Source organism: Chengkuizengella marina, from assembly GCF_009910845.1.
GTDB lineage: Bacteria > Bacillota > Bacilli > Paenibacillales > KCTC-33759 > Chengkuizengella > Chengkuizengella marina.
In genome coordinates this window covers 37,999-57,318 of record NZ_SIJB01000023.1, presented here as the reverse complement: position 1 = coordinate 57,318, position 19,320 = coordinate 37,999, and the positions used below count along the sequence as shown (strand labels likewise).

Sequence of the window (19,320 nt, the reverse complement as noted above, 5' to 3'; positions counted from 1 at the left end):
GATATTGGAAGGGGCTGCCCTTCCTACAAGTAATTTAAGTTTAGTTTATTTACTTTTCAAAATATTGTCAATCCTTTTTTTGTTGGTTTTTATTAACTAGTAAAAACACCCACATAAATGTAAGAGATTGCTTTAATTCACTTGACAAGTCTTTAAGTAATTCTTCTTTAACCCCTTTTTTGTATACACCATGTCCATCAAGTACTTCCCAATCACTTTCTTGAGCTAGTCTACTAAATTCCCACGGCATCATTGTATTGCAAATTACTTTTTCATCATACAACCTTGCAAAGCTATGTTGTCTTGGATGAGCGGTGGGGCCTAAGATACCTATACATAACATTCCATTGGGCTTTAACACTCTTTGAAATTCTAATAGTGTTTTTCTAGGATTCTCTGTCCATTCAATGCAATTGATAGACATTACACCATCAAATGTTTGATTTGCAAAAGGAAGTTTAATTGCATCTGCTTGAATAAATGTGAGTTGCTCATCTTCACATCTTTTATTGGCAATTTCAATCATTTCCCGAGAAATATCCATTCCAACAACTTTATAGTTTTCTTTCAATAATTTAAAAGAACCATATCCGTCACCACAACCTATGTCTGCAATATAACTCCCTTTTGTCATATATTTTTTAAAAAATGGAATAATCGTTTTTCGACTTCCTTCTTCCCACATATTCTGACTACTTTCATTCCAATCACTCGCCTTTTGACCCCATAACTGTTGTGCTTGCTCATGCCAATCTCCCATTCTGACCTCCATTTGTTTTGTTTTATATATTGTTTATTTACAGTAAAAATCTGAATGATTTCTAATCATATGTATTTCAGTTATGTTATAGTCTAAAAAAATTCGTTAAGACGATTACATTTAGATCATCTAGCTTGATTTGTTATAAATAAATATTGCTTATGGGCATCTTTTACTGCAGAAATAAGTGCAGATTGTGCCTTTCCATAATAGTGTTCTTCAATTCGGCGAATGATGGGTTCAGTCCCTTCTAACAAACTGTATCCTTTTAACAACTGGCAAAAAAAATGCTGTGCATGTCCTGTAGCTAATGTGCAGGATGCATCTATAATCACCCAATATTTTTTATCAGCTTCAATGGTAACGGTTAGTGTTTGATGTAATTCACTAGCTGTCATCCCCTGTGGTAATTTTGCATGTCCAGCTAACATGACTGTTTTGTTCATTTTCAATCCTCCGAATTTATATGTTTATTTAATTATACACTCTCTTGACCTTTACGTAACGTAAACATTTACAATCTAGAAAATAAGCAAAAATAAGAGGTGAGCATTTTCTATGACAGATCATACTGAAATTTATAGGAAAGAGGCTGAAACATACCACAAATTAATATCAAAACAAAACAATCTAGCAAACGTGATTAAACAAATATGTCCATTCAAAGGGTTAGATATTGTTGATCTAGGAGCAGGAACAGGAAGACTGACTTCTGTACTTGCAGAACAAGCAAAATCAATTATTGCAATTGACGCTTCAGAAGAAATGTTAGATGTAACAGAAGAAAGATTAGAGAAAGCAGGATTCACCAATTGGAAAACAAAAGTCTCTGATCTTCGTAAGTTGCCACTTCGAGATCAAAGCGCTGATCTCATCATAGCAGGATGGAGTATTTGTTATTTAGCAAGTGAAAACAATCGATATTGGAAGAAAGATATCCATCAAGTGATGACAGAAATGAAACGAATACTGAGAAGCAATGGAACAATCATCATATTTGAAACGCTTGGTACGGGTGTGGCAACCCCCTCACCTCCAGATTTCTTAAAGAAGTATTATGCTACCTTAGTTGAAAAGTATGGTTTTTCACATCAATGGGTTAGACTTGATTATTCTTTTGATCATATTAAACAAGCTGAAGAGCTTACACGTTTTTTCTTTGGAGATGAATTAGCAGATAAAGTAGTGAGAGAGAATCTTATACACCTACCTGAATGTGTTGGGATTTGGTGGTTATAAATATATAAATCAATTTGGATGTATCCCTCCCTATTACTTTAGGAAGGGATACACAATTTTTATTGGTTTATATTGACGCTTTGCTGTTGCTTTTGATTTACATAATCCATAAAGTCTCTTGCTTTTAGGAATTCTTCTTGTAATTCCTCAGGCATCAATTCAACTGTAATCATACTTTTATTTGTATCTATTTCACTCTGTGCTTTAATTTTTTCATAAGTAATTAGAGATTCAATGTATAGTTCATATTCCTCAGGAGTTAATATTTCTTGACTCGATGGCTGTCCATTTAACTTATCAAAGTACGGCTGAATTTCCATTTTAGCCTTTTTAATTTTCAACATTTCTTCCGGAGGTACTTGATCATAATCAATATTTCCATATTTATTGGAATACTCAAGTTTAGCATTTGTTATAACGCTTAATATGTCCTTAAACTGATCGTATTTTTCTTTTCCTAAATCCCCCTTTGCCTGTGATAATTTTGCATTAATAAGTAAAAAACTTTCCATCGTTACTGTTGTTATATGTTTTTTTACATTTTCAAATGATCCGTACAACTCATCTGCTAAAAAAGTTTGATAAGCAAATGCACTTGTTGGAATAATCAATAAAGCGATTAAAACGCTGACTAATAGACGTTTTTTCATTCTACGACTTCCTTTCTCATGTGCCCTTGAGATTTCAATCATTACCTTCGTTTTTAATTCCGGTTTAGGGAGCACTTTCTCTCCTTTATCCTGTAGAGTTTCTCTTAATCTGTTTTCAAGACTCATCATACATTCCCCACTTTACTTAAAATATCGCCGTAGTGCTGTCCTTTTTGACGTAGCTTCTTTAATGCCGCATGAATTCTTGACTTCACTGTCCCAAGAGGAATTCCTAAAGTGCTAGCTACCTCTTCCTGCGAATATTCATTTAAATAGTGAAGGATCACAACTTGTTTGAGTTTATACGGTAAGTTGTCTACTGAATCTAGAAGTTTATCGTTGAAGTGTCTATCAACGATATCATTTGAAAAATCATGTTCAGCTTTTTGTGCATAACCCTCTGCTTTTTTTACATTACGAAAGTGCATCCATCTTTTACGTCTATAAGTACGTATTTGCCTCATCATAATACCCATGATCCATGGTTTGAACGGTCTATCTCTATCATATTTACAAAGAGAACTATACACCTGTATATAAGTATCCTGCACTACGTCATCCACATCATCTTTGTCATCTAATAAAAAATAAACGTTTTTAAAAACATCCTGAATGGTTTTATCGTAAAGCTCTGCATAGGCTTGTGAATTACCAGACAGTGTACGATCAATGAGCTCATTGTATTCCATTTGTTCTTCCACACCGGCATCCTCCCTCATGTATATACACTATATATTGGAAACAATTAAATATTTCGTTCGATTTATTTCACCAATCAATCTATTTTTCCACTAAAAAAACACCAAATCTCATGGTGTTGTATTTTTGCGATTCATAATTTTTAGTATAATCCAATTAAATAAATAGATGCTTATGGCAATGATCATATTCACAGTTATTGTCACAATGAATAGAAAAAGATAATCAACCCAACTAGATGAGATCCCTTCCTTGGAAGGCTCACCATTTGGTAGTAAACTAAATATTAGTCCTAATATCAGACCAAATATGCCCCCATGGATAATGGTTTTATAAAATAGATATCTTTCATTTAATATCATCTTTCTAACGAAACATAGGCAATACTTATATACAATGAAAGTAGTGATGAATAATCCTAATATGATGAATATAAACTTTGGCGGTGGCGGGTGATCTGCTATATACAATGCACTAAGTAGGCAAACTATAAAATACATGACAGCTTCTAATAGCGCCATTTTTCTAATTTTGCTATTCAAATTTTAGTCTCCTTTGAACAAAATTACTAAAGAGTGAATTGGTAGTAATAATATACATTATAATAGAACAATAGGAATTATCTCAATTGAAAGAGAAGTGATGTTATGACGAGTAAGGTTTGCAACATTGAAGCTTACTTTGACAATGTAGTTTCATACTTCACTTTTTAAAACATATCCTCTACATCTTAATAGACTGAGACTTTCTTCTCTTTCTCATGGCAATACGTAAAGGAAATACCAAAATAGATAACAATAACAACAAGTTAATAAATCCAGCTAAGGGATAAAGAACGGAAACAAGTGTAGAAAATCCAAAGGCTGTTAAGGGAATCATAAATAATAGTATCAGAACAACGAAAACCCAAATCGACACTCTAAACTTCTCTTTCAATCTAGCTGTCAGTCCATATATTCCTGATGCAGCCGTTGTATAAATTGCTGCCAACAGAAAAAGTGACATGAAAATAGCCATTATACTAGGAAGGTATTCTAAAATAGCATAAAGAGGAATCTCGTACGTATTAAGATCTACAGGTACTTTTAAAAGGGATTGATTATAAGTAAAACAAATGAATCCCAACACCACTGCACTTCCAATACTAGCAATCGCAGCCTCACCTTTGGTTTCCATTTTATTTCCTATAACAGCTAATACTGCAATGATAGGAAGAATATTAAATGCTGTAAAGGTAAATGCTGACAACCACTTTTGATGTAACCCAACAGGATTTATGAAGGGTTCATTTAATTGAATAATAAACAAAAATAATGTAACAATTAATCCAAGAATTAGTATAGGAAAAATATAAAAGTTAACAACCATTAGTCCTTTGAAGCCCCACACAAATTGAAGAGCTAACAACAATGCAAAAAGAAAAATTCCTATCCAATATGGAATATGAAAAGCTTCTAAAACTGTTCCTCCACCAGCCGTCATAACTACCGTTGTAGCAAACAAGTAAAATACAATTAACACATCATAAAAAGAGGATAACTTTTTTCCAATAAGTTTATGTAAAACAGGTAGAAAATTCCCTGACTTTTCTTCAAAACTAATATTCAATACGACATAACAGCTTATTGAAAAAATGAGTGTAAACAAAAGAATCGCTAACTCACTTTGTTCTCCAAAAAATTGCCATACCTCTTGTCCTGAGGAAAATCCCGCCCCCATCATAATACCTATAATTAACGACATCCACTTAAATCCTGAATTCCACATGAAGTTTACCCCCCATAGAAATTTCTTAACTAATTATTCTATTATCATATATGATTTCCTTTATATGTTTTTGATTAGATTACCAAGTAATTGCATTGCATTTGAAACTATTCTTTGACATAATTAAATTACTATTTAATAGAAAGGGAGATGCAAGATGAATCTAACGGTCACCCCAATAGCTGCAAACCATTTTAAAGATGAGTTTCAACTGCAACAAGGAGATTATGTACATTTTTTTGTTAAGTATGGTGGACATAGTGTGATTCAAACTAGCTTTTCTCTTGGTATTTCCCACGATAAGCCTGAAAAGATAGGTGCTTCAGTGGAAATAGACAATGTGACCTATTATGTAGAAGAAAGTGACTTATGGTACTTTGAAGGGCATCAGTTGCAAGTAGATTTTAATAAACAAAATGAAGAAATTGAATATAAGTATAACAAAGCCACATAACGATACCTTCAAGAGATGTCTTCAACCCCATCTCTTGAAGGTATTAAAAAATAAAACCTAACAACCCCTACTTCACATATTGAAGTAGGGGTTGTTTCTTACTTCACTTCATACAATCGTTCAATATTCTGGTTTAAGGATAAGCAACTCAGCAGAAGTTCTATAAATATTTGGATCTGTACTAGTTACATGATACCCTCCCTCTGCCCAATCACCCATCTGATTATGATAATTTTCACTCATCACATGTCCACTTTGCCCTGGTCCAACCACACTATAACTTTCTGACATATTAGCCAAATCCATAATTGTTCGCCATGAAGCCCCGTGATTTACTTCACCCGTCTCACTTTTCCAGCTAGCAGCTCTTACAGTAATTTTACTACCACTTACAGGTAGAGAAGATGAATTAAATAAAAGATTCAACGGTTTTATTGCAGCGAGAGGATGGCTAAATTTGATTTGATGATAATCTCCCCATGTCCACTTGTTAATATCTTTACCTTGCAATTCAACAGCTCTATCCACAGCTTTCTTCAAAGCAGTCAAAATAACATTTACTAATCCCCCTTCATCATTTATCCAAGGACCCGGATTTCCTGCATATGCTTTTCGTATAAGTTCATCCACAACCTGTGATTTACCTTTAAACAGTTCGAGCATTTCTTCATCTATTTTTCCTACAAAAAGTACATTTTTTATTTCTTCCATCCAAAAATGGAACACTAGTGGCTCTGATAAATTTTTTTCATCTTCAAAATTCCAATTTTGCATTTTTTCCACAACTTGTTGATCTATTGAACGTAACTCTTTATTTTTTAAAAGGGAAATAAAAATCGGAACAAATTCTTCGGCATAAAGGTTTTTAACATCTAGTTGGAGATCTTTCATATCTTCAATAGAAAATTGATCTTTACTAAGTAATACATTTCGTATTCGCTGTTGTCGGTACGGTTGAGCCCAAATATTTGAAAGATGATATGGATAATCATCGTGAACAATCTTATTATTCGCTGTAGAAATAAATCCCTCTTCTGGATTTACAATCGTAGGAAGATTCTCCCATGGTATATATCCCTCCCACTCATACTCTCCTGTCCAACCAGGCACAGGAACAAGACTTTGACCATTTTTTCGAACTGGAATTAATCCGTTAGCTCTATAGGCGATGTCTCCATCTTTTGATGCAAATACAAAGTTAGACGCAGGTGCATAAAAATAACTAAGGGCCTCTTTAAATTCGTTCCAATCTTTAGCCCTTCCAAATTTCAATACCACTTCAAGCTCCGGAGATGGCTCTAGCGCAGTCCATTTTAATGCAAGTGCTGTATCTGATAGTTCATCGTGAGCAAATTCTGAAATAATCGGTCCATGACGGGTTTCAATGACTTTATAATCAATCATATCCTCGCCTTTTACAGAGATGGGTTCTTCAATGACTTCCGCTTGTTCCCATTTTCCCTTATACTCAAATTCATGCCCCTTATCTGGATTCCTTCTTTCAATATATAAATCCTGTACATCTGGTCCAACATTCGTAATGCCCCAAGCGATATGTGGGTTTCTACCCAATATTATACCTGGTGCTCCTGGCACAATTACCCCACTTACTTTAAAATCTGGAGAAGTTAAATGAGTTTCTAACCAAATAGACGGTGTAGCAAGTCCTAAATGTGGGTCGTTAGCGAGATAAGGAAAGCCAGAGTCCGTTTTTTCTCCGGATAAAACCCAGTTATTACTTCCATTTAATTCATTGGGACTTGGAACAGAGGCAAAACGATCCTTAATATCAAGTGGTTGATCACGTAGTGCTTGTATAACAGTTGCACCACCTTCTGGGTAAGATGGAAATAAATCTAAGGTATGTTCATCAGAAAAGTTTTGTGCAAGATAATAACGAAATGCTTGCGCTTCCCAATGACCACCTAAATCATAAGCCATGTATTTACCTACTAAAATAGAATCATATACGGTCCATTCTTCTGGTTTGTAACGCATTAGTTGAAATTCGATAGGCAAATTTCCATTTTCTTTTGCTTGTTCAATATATGTATTGACACCGTTAGCATAATTCACTAACATTAGTTGTGTCTCTTCGGATAAAATTCCCCACGTCTCTTTTGATACTCGATGTAATCCAATCGCTCGAAAAAATTTGTCTTTTTCAATTGTTTTTTCCCCAATTACTTCACTAAGTTGACCGGACGCTTGACGACGAATCATATCCATCTGGAATATACGCTCTTGTGCTGTTACATAGCCTTGAGCAAAAAATAAGTCGTTAAGGTTGTTTGCTTCTATATGTGGAACTCCCCATTCATCACGGTAAACAGATACTTGTTCTTGTAATCCACTCACTGTGATTTCACCTTCTGTTTGGGGTTTGTTTCCCAGCAAATAAAAATATCCACTGATAGTCAGTAAAACAATTAGAACAAAGATAATAACCAAACTAATCACAACAATTCGACTGCGTTTTGTTCGCAAAAGAGACCTTTTTCTATTTTCAGTGATGGATTCCATGATCAAACATCCTCCTATCCTATAACTTGTATTATCATATTCTAATTATGTTAAAAAAAAACCTTCTTTTCTTTAAAAGAATCAATCCTCTATAAAAAAAGCACTATCAATATACAATAGTACTTTCTTTTATCTCTTTAACATAGGATGGGTTTCCTAAATGTGAAAATTGATTCATTCCACTAGTTGAAACTGCTCCTGTTTACTATAAGATTGTTATATTAGCTAATATATATGGCAGGAAATGATACTATTACTTTAGTTCCTTCTCCTACTTTGCTTTCAATTTCAATCGTACCTTCATATTTTTCAACTAAGTTTTTCGCAATGGAGAGACCAAGTCCACTTCCCCCCTGTTCTCTACTCCTAGATTTATCTATTCGATAAAAACGGTTAAAAAGATAGGGCAGATGTTCATCAGCGATTCCAATACCTTTATCTTGGACAGAAATTAATATATGTTCAAGATTTTTTGATATAACAAAAATAACTTCCTCACTTTTTGAGTATTTTATTGCATTATCTACAAGGATGCGAAAAATCTGATCAAATCGATCACCATCAATTAAGATGGCAACATTTTTTTCACTTTTACGAAGAGAAAAAAGAACTTCTGGATAAACAGGTTTAAAGTCTTCAATTAAATATGTTAATTTTTGATAAGGGTTAATAATTTCCTTTGGTAATGTTTTCTCTTCTACCTCTGATTTAGTGAGTTCTAGCAGTGTAATAACAAGTTGTTTCATTCGATTTAATTCTTGAGTAGAAGTTCTTAATGATTCTTCTAAAATTTGTCGATTATCTTTACCCCATCTATTAAGTAAATTTAAATGACCTTCAAGAATGGTTATAGGTGTTCGAAGTTCATGTGATGCATCTTCAATAAATTGCTTTTGCTGGTTAAATGAATCTTCTAACTCATCCATCATCTCATTAAACATTTCTGAAAGATGACCAATCTCGTCATTTCTGTTACACATAGGCATTCTTTCTTTAAGACTTTTTTGTCGAATGAGTTTCATTGTATAAATCATCTCTCTCATCGGCAATAATAGCTGTTTTGAAAGAATAAAGCTAACGAGGCCACTTAATATGGCTGCTGCTATTCCTCCCCACAACAACAGAGGGTGCATTGGTTTAATCATTTGGTTAAGCAATACCTTCATATTACGAGATATCTCAATTGATCCAGAATATTCATTATTAGAAAAAGGAAAACGATATGTGTATATAAGATACTCTTTTTCTTTTTCTCTATGAAAGGAGGGCTCAGTTATAAATACAGTATGTGGAAAATCAATCTTGTATTCAGAAGAGGTTTCATATCTAATTCGACCATTAGAATCAACAATGCGAATGCGCTCTCCTTCTATGACTAATCTCTCTAACCATTCGTCTACCTGAAAATCATTTATCATAGGTAAAGTACTTAACATTTCCGCTTTACTAATCATTTCTTCTTGCTGCTGTTCTTTAAAGCCTGACATCATGACTTCAAATAAAATACGATAAAATAATAGAAAAAAAACGGACATGAAGACAAAGGACATTAAAAATATTTTTATCTTAAATGGAATTGAATCCTGTTTTTTTTTAACCCACTTTATGATCTTCATTGTCTCATCACATAACCAATCCCTCTCACCGTTTCAATATATCTAGATGGGGAATCAGAATCTAACTTATTTCTCAAATAACGAACATATACATCTACTACATTGGTTTCCACTGAGGATTCAAAACCCCAAACGATATCAAGTAACATTTCTCTCGTTAACACACGATTTATATTTTTCATAAATACCGTTAACAACTCATATTCTCTTTTTGTTAACTGAATAATATCTTCCTTTTGTTTTACTATACATGCATCTTGATTAATAAGTAAATCTTTATAAAACAACTGATTGCTTTTTTTAATAAAATCCATTCTATTTATACGCCTGAATAAGGATCGAATACGAGCAAGCAGTTCTCCTATTTCAAATGGTTTTGCCAAATAATCATCTGCACCACTGTCCAATCCATAAATACGATCAAACACACTATCGCGAGCGGTTAACATAATAATTGGTGTATCATCTTTATTGGCACGAAGCCTTCGGCAAATTTCTGTTCCACTTAGGCTTGGAAGCATTAAATCAAGCAATATCAAATCCCATTTTTCTTCTATTGCAAGTAATAACCCTTCTCTTCCATCAGGAGCAATTTTTGTCTCAAACCCTTCATGACGGAGTTCTAATTCAATGAATCTGGCTAGACTTTTTTCATCCTCAATAATTAAGACACGAATAACTATGCCCCTCCTCTTAGAAAACACTCTGTTTGATTTTCTTTTCAATCAACAAAGAGATCACTGCTAACCAATGGTTTACTTTCCACAAGTATAATCTTAATCACAAGTAGGATCAATAATAAGTGCCTCAGTGAAATTGCCCTCCTTTAGAATCAATGAAGTGGTATACAAAGGCTATAAAAAAAAGGACTCCTAACCAAAGATGGAACTTTCCAATTTTGGGGTTTGATTTTGCCTTTTGATTAAAATAATACCCTAATACAACAAGTACAATCATAACAAAAAATGCGATTACTCCACTCCAAAAACCAATCATTTGTTCAGGTAAATATATTGTAAAATAAATACTATGCGCTGTACCAGCTGCTGCTACAAGCCAACCAAATAATACATGCCTTTTTTTAAAGAAAAGCCAGATATTTTGAATTACTGTTGTAATTAAATTTTTATTTTTTCTTACACCCTTCCATAGTTTTCCCCAACCTAATAATAAAATTGCTGCAATTGTAAATATCACTGTTATTTTCGTTAAAAACCCATCAACATATTTCATCTGCTCTACAATAGATATTGGGACAAGCAAATTAATGAAACTAATTGCAAGAAGAAGAAAACTAACCACTAAAACTATGATTAAAAAACCTCTAAGCACAATCATCCTACTAGAAGCCGTTTTTTTCACCATCATTCACTCCTTTATATATTTTTATCCTTTCATAATAAAGAAGAAGAGTGAAAAAAGAGTTAGAATTAAATGAAAGTTTAATGAGAACGAAATAAAGAATTTTAACTTTTTATTTGGTAACAATAATTCAAGATCAACTGTATTTAAAGAGGTGCTGTAGAAATTGGATTTATTTAGTGGAAAATTATATTGGCCAACTACTTTCATTAACCCTCCTTCTTATCCTGTTTTAGAAGAAGACATCAAATGTGATGTCCTCATTATTGGTGGAGGTAGTTCAGGTGCCCAATGTGCTTATATGTTAAGTGATACGGATCTAGATGTTGTTGTTGTTGACAAAAGAAAGATTGGAATGGGCAGTACATCAGTTAACACAGCACTCCTACAATATTTAGGAGATAAGATGTTGTTTGAACTAGTGAACAGCTTTGGTGAGGATGCAGCTATTTTACATACAAAATTATGTGAGGAATCGATTGATAATATAGAAAAAATTTCCTTCAATTTAAGTGTTGACCCAGAATTCAAACGTAGAGACAGTCTATATTATGCTAGTGATGAGGAAGGAAAAGATAAAATAAATCAGGAATATAACTATCTTAAAAAACACAATTTTAATGTAGATTTATTAAGTGATACACAAATTAGTAATTTGTACTCATTTAAAAAAAAGGCTGCACTTTATATTCATAATGATGGGGAAATTAATCCTATTAAATTTAATCATGGTCTTCTAATGGAAGCTCAAAAAAAAGGAGTTCGAATTTTTGAACATACAAAAATAAATGGACGTAAATCAGGAGAGAAAACTACTACGTTTTTTACTAAAAATAGACATACTATTGAAGCTCGTTTCGTGATTATTGCAGCAGGATATGAAGGTCTAGAATTTAAAAAAGAGAAGAACAGCTTTTTAACAAGTTCTTATGCCATCGTTACAAACCCTGTTGAAAACTTTACTGATTGGTACAAACAAACACTCATTTGGGAAACGGCCCGTCCATATATTTATATGAGGACAACTAAAGATCGAAGAATTATTATTGGAGGGTTGGATGACAACACCTATATTTCAGAAGATCGAGATTCTAAGATCATGCATAAAAAAGAAAAACTTATTGAAGAATTCAACAAGTTATTTCCAAATATTCAAGTCTACCCAGAGTACTATTTAGGTGCCTTCTATGGAGGAACTCATGATGGACTACCTATGATTGGACAGTATGAAGAATTTCCAAATTGCTATTTTATATATGCTTATGGAGACAATGGTCTTGTTTACAATGGGGCTCTAGCAAAAATTATAAGAGATGTCATTACAAAAGGTTCTCATCCTGCTATGAAAATTTATGGACAGAACCGTGAAAAAAACCTTTTTCTGTGAAAGTGGAAAACTATTGATAAAATATTAACAAATACAGGTTTTACGCTTCTTTCCAATCGCTTCTCTACTCTCTATTTTTTCAATATAATCTTTAGCAAGTGGGACTTTACAAGCTGTTTCCCCCATATTCACCTTCACTTTACCAATCACTTCGGCGATACGTTTTGCTTCTTCAGTCAGAGGTGGATAATAGGCTCCCACAGATATAACAAACCCATTCATTACATATCGAACACGATTTTTTTCCTGATGAATAGAATGCTCCACTTTTTCTAAAAGTTTCTTGACTTCCTCACCATCAATTTGTTCATCTGATGTAATTGATAAATAATTGGAATAAACACTCCATCCTGCAGAGGTAATCAATTCTCTCTCTGAGGACATCCATTCTCTAGCTAATTCCAAAGCATATGGAGATTCAGTCGCTACCTGTGCAACCGTATATTCACTGAGCATATACCAACTGGCTTGTTTAATCCATTGTTCTAGTTGTTCTTTTGTCATTTGCTTTGGGTCCACGGATAAACCAGCTAAATACATCGCATCACTATTTCCAGAATCATATAATTTCAAAGCTAACTCCTGATCTTTTTTCACTTTTTTCACCAAATGCTTTTTTAAATCACCAACTTTTACACCATATAAAGGCTCAACCGCTCCATGCCTCTTGAATATTTTTTTGGTTTGTTCACTTCCAAGTTCTTTAAGTTTAGTCATTACTTCTTCATAATTAATCAACTTAACCCCTCCTCATTATTTCATTCTTTATACTATTTGTTAAATTTCATATTAGGTTTATTTTCTTTTATTGCATTTGAAAACCATTCACAAAATAATCAATTGTTTCTAACTCTTCTTCAGAAAGTTCCCTTTCCATCTGTCTTTCATATGCATCCTTTATATTCTCTTTATCACCATTGAAAAGTTCAGTATATTTGGCTATTGATCTTAAAAGGCTCACTTCCTCATCAAATTCTTTTTTTGTGATCGCTGTTCCATGAGAATACACATAGGTATCTGCTTTAAATGTATTTAACAAGTCTAACAAATCTAATGTTCTTCTTATTGTATATTTTATTTTCTTTGAAAAAATATCTGGATAAATGCAGTCTCCCAAAAACAAAATTTTCTCTTCTTTGATGTATACAACCACAGAATCCACAGCGTGATCACCCCCAACATGTTGTAATACACAAGTCACTCCACCAAGGTCTATTTCAAGTTTATTTTTAAACGTTAATGTGGGTAATGTAATCGTAATATCTCTATGATTAACGAACTCTTTTTTTATGGCATTAGCACAAAATTCAATTTCCGTACCTTCATTTACTCTCTCATCTATTGCCTCATCTGACCAAGATAATGGAATCAACTTTTCCATTTCCTCTTTTGTTCCTTTATATGATATGGAAATGGCATCATTCAAAGAAGAAAGACCAAATATATGATCCCAATGCCAGTGTGTTATTGCTACAATATTGGGTCTAGAAACCTGTTTTTTAGAAAGCTCATTCAAAAAATATTGAGCATGCTTTTCTGAGTTCCCAGCATCAATCATCAATGTCTTCTGATCACCGACGACCATTCCCAATATTGGACGGTCCGTTTCTGAAACTGGAGTCATGTAGTAAAATCTCTGCCCTAATTTTTTTATCTTTTGTATAGTTTGCAATGAATTTCACTCCTAAATATGATCATCAGTACATACAATTACTCACTTACTTATTTCTTATCCTCAATCTTTTCCTTCTATATACTTAACAATTTTACCATTTGGTTGCTTTTAATTAAAGTTATCAGATATTGATGCGACCTTGAAAACAAGGTGTTATTTGGGTATTCTTAAAGCTATAACTTTCTAATTTAAGGATGTCGGTAGCATGCGTATAAATAAATTTATTAGTGAGACAGGAAAAGCCTCTAGGCGTGGAGCAGATAAACTAATCCGTGAAGGAAGAGTCACTATAAATGGGAAAATTGCAGAAATAGGCAGTCAAGTGGAGCCAGGAGATGTTGTTGTTGTAAGTGGAGAGCCAATTCGTATAGCAAGAAATAATGTCTATATTGCCTTAAATAAACCGCCAGGTGTAACAAGTACAACAGAAAAAAATGTAAAAGGGAATATTATTGATCTAGTCAACCATCCTTTAAGAATTTTTAATATTGGCAGACTTGATAAAGACTCTGATGGTTTAATTCTTCTTACAAACGATGGAGATATAGTAAATGAGATCTTACGTGTAGAAAATAAACACGAAAAAGAATATGTAGTTTCTGTAGACAAGCCCATTACCCCTGAGTTCCTAAAAAAGATGTCAGAGGGAGTAAAAATCTTAGGAACTAAAACACTCCCTTGTGAAGTTAAACAGCTAACGAAATTTGAGTTTCAAATTATTTTAACACAAGGATTAAATCGTCAAATACGCCGAATGTGTGAAGCTTTAGGTTACGAAGTTTACAGACTTCAGCGAACTAGAATCATGAATATTCATTTAGGAAACCTCCCTTTAGGTCAGTGGAGAGATTTAACAAAAAAAGAAAAGAATCGATTATTTCAAGATTTAAACTATGAGCCTAAAGAATGGTGAGAATCAAAGATTACTGGCGTTTAAAGAAAAATAGTACCGCTCCTTCTGAGCGGTACTTGTCTCATTTCATTATTATCCAAAGTGTTAATTCACCATTCATACAAGCGCAAGTTTACCTTGTTTTTTCGATCTCATTACACGTTTTACATAAATATAAGCATAAGCAGCATTTGCGATTAAACTAATTACTGCTACAGAAAGCATTAAGAAGTCGTTTCGTGGGACTAGTAATTCTACAGACTCTGTAAATCTCGGAAAAGTAAAATAATACATGAACCAAGCTGCTAATGTAAATGCACGAGCTTGTAACCAAGTACCCTTTTTTATAAACATTGCGGGGATTGTACATGAAAGCAATACCATAAATTGAGCTGATGCTGAGCCAGGGAAATTTAAATAAACAAAAACCCAGTTCCAAATATCATAGGCAATGATCCACAGAAGTGGCATTTTTGTCCAAAGCATATCTCTCTCTTTAGTATCTTCAATATATATGTCCTTAAAACCATAAAACAAAGTAGCAATCGACAATACACCCGCTATTCCATTTAGAACATTAGGTAAATATCCCATTGTAAAATCCTGCATAACGGCTTCTCCAATATTTAGCGCTAAAAATAAAGCAGCTACAAGTTTTGCTGATGTTAAACCACCTAGTTTAGTATATCTCATCAATATAAACCAAACACTTGCACCTACAACTGAATATACTTTTACCCACTTAAACCAATACGTTACGCCATAACTTGTCCATATTGGCAATAACGCTATGGGTAAAATGAAATAAAAAATAATTCCTGCCCATTTCGATTTACGGAACAGTTCATTCAACCCCATTAAAACAACTAAAATCATAACCCAATGAAAAATCGATAATGGGCTATTATGTTCTTTGGCAACGCCTTCATAAAAACCATTCTTATATAATAGATCACCGTCTTCATTAACCGTAAATAGAATATTATCAAAGTCAGTAATCAATGCCCCACGATCACTAGTAATACTTAGTTTATTTTCATTGATCTGCCATGTTTTTTCTTCCTCAATATTATGACCACCAAATTGTTTGATGACAGTTACTTTACCTTCTTCTTTGAAATTAAACCGATAAAAAAATGCTCCCTCTCCAGACTCTCCATCAACAATCATTTGCCACGTTCCAAATTCAAAATCATTTGTTAAACTATTTGCTGAAGCCATATTGGAGAATGGAAAACTAAACAACAAAATAAAGAGTAGAACAATAACTACACTTGCTTTCAAACGTTCTAGTTTATACATGATGCAGCCCTCCCTATGTTCTATTAGGACAATATATGATATTCTGTTCCGTCGAACAGATATATCCAAAAGTATGATTAAGGGAATCTATATAAAAATGACCACTAACTGAAATCATGTTTGTATATATATTTTACTACATTAGTAGTACATAAAAATGTATTGAGTTTGTCAAATTGAAGAATTCATGAAGAATTATATACCAGTATGGATTAATTATGAAAAAAATATTCTATTCTTCACAAATTCTAATAACAGCATTAGAACCATCAAGATCCAATATTGAAAAAAAAGCTATTGTGAAGTATATACTTCACAATAGCTTCTAGAATGAACTGGTTATTTATGATACGGTTCCCTTCTATTAATCTTAAACGCCCGATAAACCTGCTCCACCAAAATCAAACGCATTAACTGATGTGGATAGGTCATTTTGCCAAAGGAAAGCTTCTGATCCGCTCTATTTAATATTTCTTCAGATAACCCCAATGAACCCCCTATCACAAAGGTGAGTTGACTACGTCCATAAGTCGTTAATTTTTCAATGTTTTCAGCTAATTGCTCTGAAGACCACAACTGTCCATTAATCGCTAAGGCAAATACATAATGTTCTGGTTTGATTTGTGTTAGAATACGCTTGCCCTCTTTCTCTTTAACTTGTTTGGCTTCCGCTTCACTTAATTGTTCTGGTGCTTTTTCATCTGACACTTCAATGATCTTTACTTTTGCATATGGTTGTAACCGTTTCATGTATTCAGATATGCCTTGTACAAAGTATTTTTCTTTTAATTTCCCTACGGTTACAAATTGAATTTGCATGTTCTAACTTCAACCTTTCTATCATATATATAATTTGGACAAGCCTACATCTTGCATATAGAACAAGTAAGAGTAATCACGATATCTTTATTTTCTAACTGTGAATTTTTTATTTATTTGCAGGAGAATGTGATATGAATGGAGTAATTAAAATATTAAAGCATTAATTGACTTAGAACATCCGTTCGTGTATATTTATAGTTACATTCATTATACATAGCTATTTAATTTAATAAATATTTATCTAGGAATAAATTCCAAATATTGAGTCTAAAATAAGTATAAAGAACTTACTAGATGTTCTCATTTTTCCTATTGATGCAATAGTATACCCTTAATTGCACACATCTAGATGTAGGAAAGGTAAAGGATCATTATTAAATTAAAAATGATCCAAAAAAGAGAGGAGTTTGTTTTATGAGTAAAACGCTTTCCCCCTTAGATGAAGTAGATATGATTGCTAAACTAGCCGATTTAAAACAAGAACATTATAAAAATACATTGCTGATTAATTCCATTATGGAACTGCTTTTAGAAAAAAACATTTTATCTTATGATGAAGTACTTTTAAAAATGAAACAAATAGACACAGATATACCTCAATAAATAAACTAACTTATACTCAAATCATCCCATTCGGTAGCTCGATCAAAATATGTATCTTTTAATGTGATTTTATGTTCCCTTAAGCTTATCTCATTTCCATTTAATACGTTTTCCACTGTCAGCCTAGCTAAATCCATTAAATTGTGGTCTCTGCTTAAATGAGCTAGATAAACCCGCTTTGTTTTCATTGTAATGATTTCACATAATGCCTCTCCTGCCGCTTCGTTGGAGAGGTGTCCTAAATCCCCTAGAATTCTTCTTTTAATATTCCAAGGGTATCTTCCCATTCTTAACATCTCAATATCATGGTTCGACTCTATAATAATGACATCAGAATCTACTACTTTATCTTTCACATTCTGACTCATATATCCGATATCTGTAACTAAACTTAATTTTTGCTCATCCTCACTAAAACAATAACCTACAGGCTCTGCTGCATCATGTGATACTGAATAAGAGTCTACTTTTAATGAGCCGAAGTCAATCTGACTTTGTGTTTGTATTACTTTTCTATATTGGTCCTCTATTTTTCCAACAGTTTTATTTAACGCATCCCAAGTTTTCTGATTTGCATAAATAGGAAGTTTATATTTTCTAGATAAAGCCCCTAGTCCTTTGATGTGGTCAGAATGTTCGTGCGTAACTAAAATCCCTTCTAGATCAGCACAAGATGTACCTCTTTCCTGCATCAAGCTTTCTATTTTTTTTCCACTTAATCCAGCATCAATAAGTAATTGAGTTTCATTGGATTGTACCACCATCGCATTTCCTGTTGAGCCACTTGCAAGCACACTAAATTTAATCCCCATATTTGTAATTTTACTCCTTCAATTGCTATCATTATGATTACTACTGAAATTGAACAACCTCAACTTTTCCGGTAAAAGCATGTACATAATAAATATCTCCACCATCCATGGCAATTCTCCACTTCGGAAATAACACCTGCGGATTACTTTCAAAACCTTGATATCCTAATTGAATATCCTCTATGACCTCCCCCTGCTTTAAATAATTCTCAGCCAATAGATTAATAATTAAAGGGGCAGCTAATACTTCCTGTTCTTCTTGAATCATATCCGGTATAACAATTGCAGATCTCTGATTGTAGTGAGTTAGCTGGTCTTCCGTTCCGTATAAAGTTAATTGTACATCAAACAGCGGTAAGTTTTCATATAACTGATTAAAAATTTTTTGTTTCTCATCACTTAATATTTCATCCATCTGATATTGATCAAAGTTTTTAATTTCCTGGGAAATCTCTTTTATATTAAACTGATCCATTTCAATGGGTTGGGTTAGTTTCATTTCATCTAGTTCATATATATGTTCAGAATCAATTGTGATCTGTTTTAAGCTTAATGTTTCTACAGGTATTTCCTCATCAAGAGCAATGCCTTTCTCTTCTAAAAGTTCCCTTGTTTCCTGAACAATTTCGCTTCCTCCAAAGAATGGGTTTAATAAGTTAATATTATTGATCCATAATTGATAGCCTAACAATAGATTTAATAATAAAAATGTAAAAATTAAGATAGATTTCGCTCGACCCCATTCCATGTATTTTCA

Annotated in this window: 21 protein-coding genes; 5 read left to right on the top strand and 16 right to left on the bottom strand. The window is 33.1% G+C overall.

What is annotated here, in order from left to right:
• Positions 1 to 67 precede the first annotated feature (67 nt).
• Entirely contained in the window at positions 68 to 760 is a 693-nt protein-coding gene (locus tag ERL59_RS09815) for a class I SAM-dependent methyltransferase (protein ID WP_160646035.1), read from the bottom strand.
• Positions 761 to 885: 125 nt separating this feature from the next.
• Positions 886 to 1,206 carry a DUF3870 domain-containing protein gene (locus tag ERL59_RS09810; protein ID WP_160646034.1) on the bottom strand — a complete coding sequence of 107 codons (321 nt, stop codon included), beginning with the start codon at positions 1,204 to 1,206 and terminating at the stop codon, positions 886 to 888.
• Between the two features lie 112 nt (positions 1,207 to 1,318).
• Here ERL59_RS09810 and ERL59_RS09805 point away from each other — a divergent pair, with 112 nt between their 5' ends.
• Complete coding sequence (locus ERL59_RS09805; RefSeq protein WP_160646033.1) at positions 1,319 to 1,999, top strand: class I SAM-dependent methyltransferase; 681 nt, start codon at positions 1,319 to 1,321, stop codon at positions 1,997 to 1,999.
• 59 nt (positions 2,000 to 2,058) lie between these two features.
• Here ERL59_RS09805 and ERL59_RS09800 read toward each other — a convergent pair whose 3' ends face one another.
• The 4 genes from ERL59_RS09800 to ERL59_RS09785 all read right to left on the bottom strand — a co-directional run bounded on the left by ERL59_RS09800 (position 2,059) and on the right by ERL59_RS09785 (position 5,115).
• A complete protein-coding gene (locus tag ERL59_RS09800; RefSeq protein ID WP_160646032.1) occupies positions 2,059 to 2,775 on the bottom strand; it encodes a DUF3600 domain-containing protein in 717 nt (238 codons plus the stop codon).
• Entirely contained in the window at positions 2,775 to 3,350 is a 576-nt protein-coding gene (locus ERL59_RS09795; RefSeq protein ID WP_160646031.1) for a sigma-70 family RNA polymerase sigma factor, read from the bottom strand. Before ERL59_RS09795 ends, ERL59_RS09800 begins: the two co-directional genes overlap by 1 nt.
• 108 nt (positions 3,351 to 3,458) lie before the next feature.
• The gene (locus ERL59_RS09790; protein WP_160646030.1) at positions 3,459 to 3,890 is read right to left on the bottom strand and encodes a hypothetical protein; all 432 of its coding nucleotides are present in this window, start codon (positions 3,888 to 3,890) and stop codon (positions 3,459 to 3,461) included.
• Between the two features lie 181 nt (positions 3,891 to 4,071).
• Complete coding sequence (locus ERL59_RS09785) at positions 4,072 to 5,115, bottom strand: YkvI family membrane protein (protein ID WP_160646029.1); 1,044 nt, start codon at positions 5,113 to 5,115, stop codon at positions 4,072 to 4,074.
• Between the two features lie 157 nt (positions 5,116 to 5,272).
• Here ERL59_RS09785 and ERL59_RS09780 point away from each other — a divergent pair, with 157 nt between their 5' ends.
• The gene (locus ERL59_RS09780; protein ID WP_160646028.1) at positions 5,273 to 5,569 is read left to right on the top strand and encodes a HesB/YadR/YfhF family protein; all 297 of its coding nucleotides are present in this window, start codon (positions 5,273 to 5,275) and stop codon (positions 5,567 to 5,569) included.
• Positions 5,570 to 5,689: 120 nt separating this feature from the next.
• Here the strand turns inward: ERL59_RS09780 and ERL59_RS09775 are convergent, their stop codons facing one another.
• The 4 genes from ERL59_RS09775 to ERL59_RS09760 form a co-directional block, all read right to left on the bottom strand.
• Positions 5,690 to 8,092 (bottom strand): penicillin acylase family protein, encoded by a 2,403-nt coding sequence (locus ERL59_RS09775; RefSeq protein ID WP_160646027.1) that lies wholly within the window; start codon positions 8,090 to 8,092, stop codon positions 5,690 to 5,692.
• A 221-nt stretch (positions 8,093 to 8,313) separates the two neighbouring features.
• Complete coding sequence (locus ERL59_RS09770; protein ID WP_160646026.1) at positions 8,314 to 9,708, bottom strand: sensor histidine kinase; 1,395 nt, start codon at positions 9,706 to 9,708, stop codon at positions 8,314 to 8,316.
• Positions 9,705 to 10,385: a response regulator transcription factor gene (locus ERL59_RS09765; protein WP_407925705.1), complete on the bottom strand. Its 681-nt coding sequence runs from the start codon at positions 10,383 to 10,385 to the stop codon at positions 9,705 to 9,707. Before ERL59_RS09765 ends, ERL59_RS09770 begins: the two co-directional genes overlap by 4 nt.
• Before the next feature lie 130 nt (positions 10,386 to 10,515).
• Positions 10,516 to 11,073 carry a hypothetical protein gene (locus tag ERL59_RS09760; RefSeq protein WP_160646025.1) on the bottom strand — a complete coding sequence of 186 codons (558 nt, stop codon included), beginning with the start codon at positions 11,071 to 11,073 and terminating at the stop codon, positions 10,516 to 10,518.
• A 163-nt stretch (positions 11,074 to 11,236) separates the two neighbouring features.
• On the opposite strand from ERL59_RS09760, the gene ERL59_RS09755 reads away from it, so the two are divergent.
• Positions 11,237 to 12,457 (top strand): NAD(P)/FAD-dependent oxidoreductase, encoded by a 1,221-nt coding sequence (locus ERL59_RS09755; RefSeq protein ID WP_160646024.1) that lies wholly within the window; start codon positions 11,237 to 11,239, stop codon positions 12,455 to 12,457.
• A gap of 24 nt (positions 12,458 to 12,481) precedes the next feature.
• Here ERL59_RS09755 and ERL59_RS09750 read toward each other — a convergent pair whose 3' ends face one another.
• Positions 12,482 to 13,192 carry a DNA alkylation repair protein gene (locus ERL59_RS09750; RefSeq protein WP_160646145.1) on the bottom strand — a complete coding sequence of 237 codons (711 nt, stop codon included), beginning with the start codon at positions 13,190 to 13,192 and terminating at the stop codon, positions 12,482 to 12,484.
• 70 nt (positions 13,193 to 13,262) lie between these two features.
• Positions 13,263 to 14,120: an MBL fold metallo-hydrolase gene (locus ERL59_RS09745; RefSeq protein WP_160646144.1), complete on the bottom strand. Its 858-nt coding sequence runs from the start codon at positions 14,118 to 14,120 to the stop codon at positions 13,263 to 13,265.
• Between the two features lie 217 nt (positions 14,121 to 14,337).
• Here ERL59_RS09745 and rluF point away from each other — a divergent pair, with 217 nt between their 5' ends.
• On the top strand, positions 14,338 to 15,045 hold the full coding sequence (gene rluF / locus ERL59_RS09740; protein ID WP_160646023.1) for a 23S rRNA pseudouridine(2604) synthase RluF: 708 nt from the start codon (positions 14,338 to 14,340) through the stop codon (positions 15,043 to 15,045).
• A gap of 96 nt (positions 15,046 to 15,141) precedes the next feature.
• Here rluF and ERL59_RS09735 read toward each other — a convergent pair whose 3' ends face one another.
• Together ERL59_RS09735 and rlmH are read right to left on the bottom strand one after the other, a co-directional pair.
• Positions 15,142 to 16,326, bottom strand: coding sequence for a DUF5692 family protein (locus tag ERL59_RS09735; RefSeq protein ID WP_160646022.1), 1,185 nt, complete (start codon positions 16,324 to 16,326; stop codon positions 15,142 to 15,144).
• Positions 16,327 to 16,665: 339 nt separating this feature from the next.
• A complete protein-coding gene (rlmH, locus tag ERL59_RS09730) occupies positions 16,666 to 17,145 on the bottom strand; it encodes a 23S rRNA (pseudouridine(1915)-N(3))-methyltransferase RlmH (RefSeq protein ID WP_160646021.1) in 480 nt (159 codons plus the stop codon).
• Positions 17,146 to 17,562: 417 nt separating this feature from the next.
• Here rlmH and ERL59_RS09725 point away from each other — a divergent pair, with 417 nt between their 5' ends.
• Positions 17,563 to 17,751 carry a hypothetical protein gene (locus ERL59_RS09725; protein ID WP_160646020.1) on the top strand — a complete coding sequence of 63 codons (189 nt, stop codon included), beginning with the start codon at positions 17,563 to 17,565 and terminating at the stop codon, positions 17,749 to 17,751.
• 5 nt (positions 17,752 to 17,756) lie between these two features.
• Here the strand turns inward: ERL59_RS09725 and ERL59_RS09720 are convergent, their stop codons facing one another.
• Together ERL59_RS09720 and yycI are read right to left on the bottom strand one after the other, a co-directional pair.
• A complete protein-coding gene (locus ERL59_RS09720) occupies positions 17,757 to 18,563 on the bottom strand; it encodes an MBL fold metallo-hydrolase (protein ID WP_160646019.1) in 807 nt (268 codons plus the stop codon).
• Positions 18,564 to 18,603: 40 nt separating this feature from the next.
• Positions 18,604 to 19,311, bottom strand: coding sequence for a two-component system regulatory protein YycI (gene yycI / locus ERL59_RS09715; RefSeq protein ID WP_160646018.1), 708 nt, complete (start codon positions 19,309 to 19,311; stop codon positions 18,604 to 18,606).
• Positions 19,312 to 19,320: the final 9 nt, after the last annotated feature.

Coding starts and splice junctions, on each gene's coding strand:
- ERL59_RS09815 (WP_160646035.1), bottom strand. CDS start 760: ATGGGAGATTGGCATGAGCAAGCACAACAGTTATGGGGTCAAAAGGCG.
- ERL59_RS09810 (WP_160646034.1), bottom strand. CDS start 1,206: ATGAACAAAACAGTCATGTTAGCTGGACATGCAAAATTACCACAGGGG.
- ERL59_RS09805 (WP_160646033.1), top strand. CDS start 1,319: ATGACAGATCATACTGAAATTTATAGGAAAGAGGCTGAAACATACCAC.
- ERL59_RS09800 (WP_160646032.1), bottom strand. CDS start 2,775: ATGAGTCTTGAAAACAGATTAAGAGAAACTCTACAGGATAAAGGAGAG.
- ERL59_RS09785 (WP_160646029.1), bottom strand. CDS start 5,115: ATGTGGAATTCAGGATTTAAGTGGATGTCGTTAATTATAGGTATTATG.
- ERL59_RS09780 (WP_160646028.1), top strand. CDS start 5,273: ATGAATCTAACGGTCACCCCAATAGCTGCAAACCATTTTAAAGATGAG.
- ERL59_RS09775 (WP_160646027.1), bottom strand. CDS start 8,092: ATGGAATCCATCACTGAAAATAGAAAAAGGTCTCTTTTGCGAACAAAA.
- ERL59_RS09770 (WP_160646026.1), bottom strand. CDS start 9,708: ATGAAGATCATAAAGTGGGTTAAAAAAAAACAGGATTCAATTCCATTT.
- ERL59_RS09760 (WP_160646025.1), bottom strand. CDS start 11,073: ATGGTGAAAAAAACGGCTTCTAGTAGGATGATTGTGCTTAGAGGTTTT.
- rluF (WP_160646023.1), top strand. CDS start 14,338: ATGCGTATAAATAAATTTATTAGTGAGACAGGAAAAGCCTCTAGGCGT.
- ERL59_RS09735 (WP_160646022.1), bottom strand. CDS start 16,326: ATGTATAAACTAGAACGTTTGAAAGCAAGTGTAGTTATTGTTCTACTC.
- rlmH (WP_160646021.1), bottom strand. CDS start 17,145: ATGCAAATTCAATTTGTAACCGTAGGGAAATTAAAAGAAAAATACTTT.
- ERL59_RS09725 (WP_160646020.1), top strand. CDS start 17,563: ATGAGTAAAACGCTTTCCCCCTTAGATGAAGTAGATATGATTGCTAAA.
- ERL59_RS09720 (WP_160646019.1), bottom strand. CDS start 18,563: ATGGGGATTAAATTTAGTGTGCTTGCAAGTGGCTCAACAGGAAATGCG.
- yycI (WP_160646018.1), bottom strand. CDS start 19,311: ATGGAATGGGGTCGAGCGAAATCTATCTTAATTTTTACATTTTTATTA.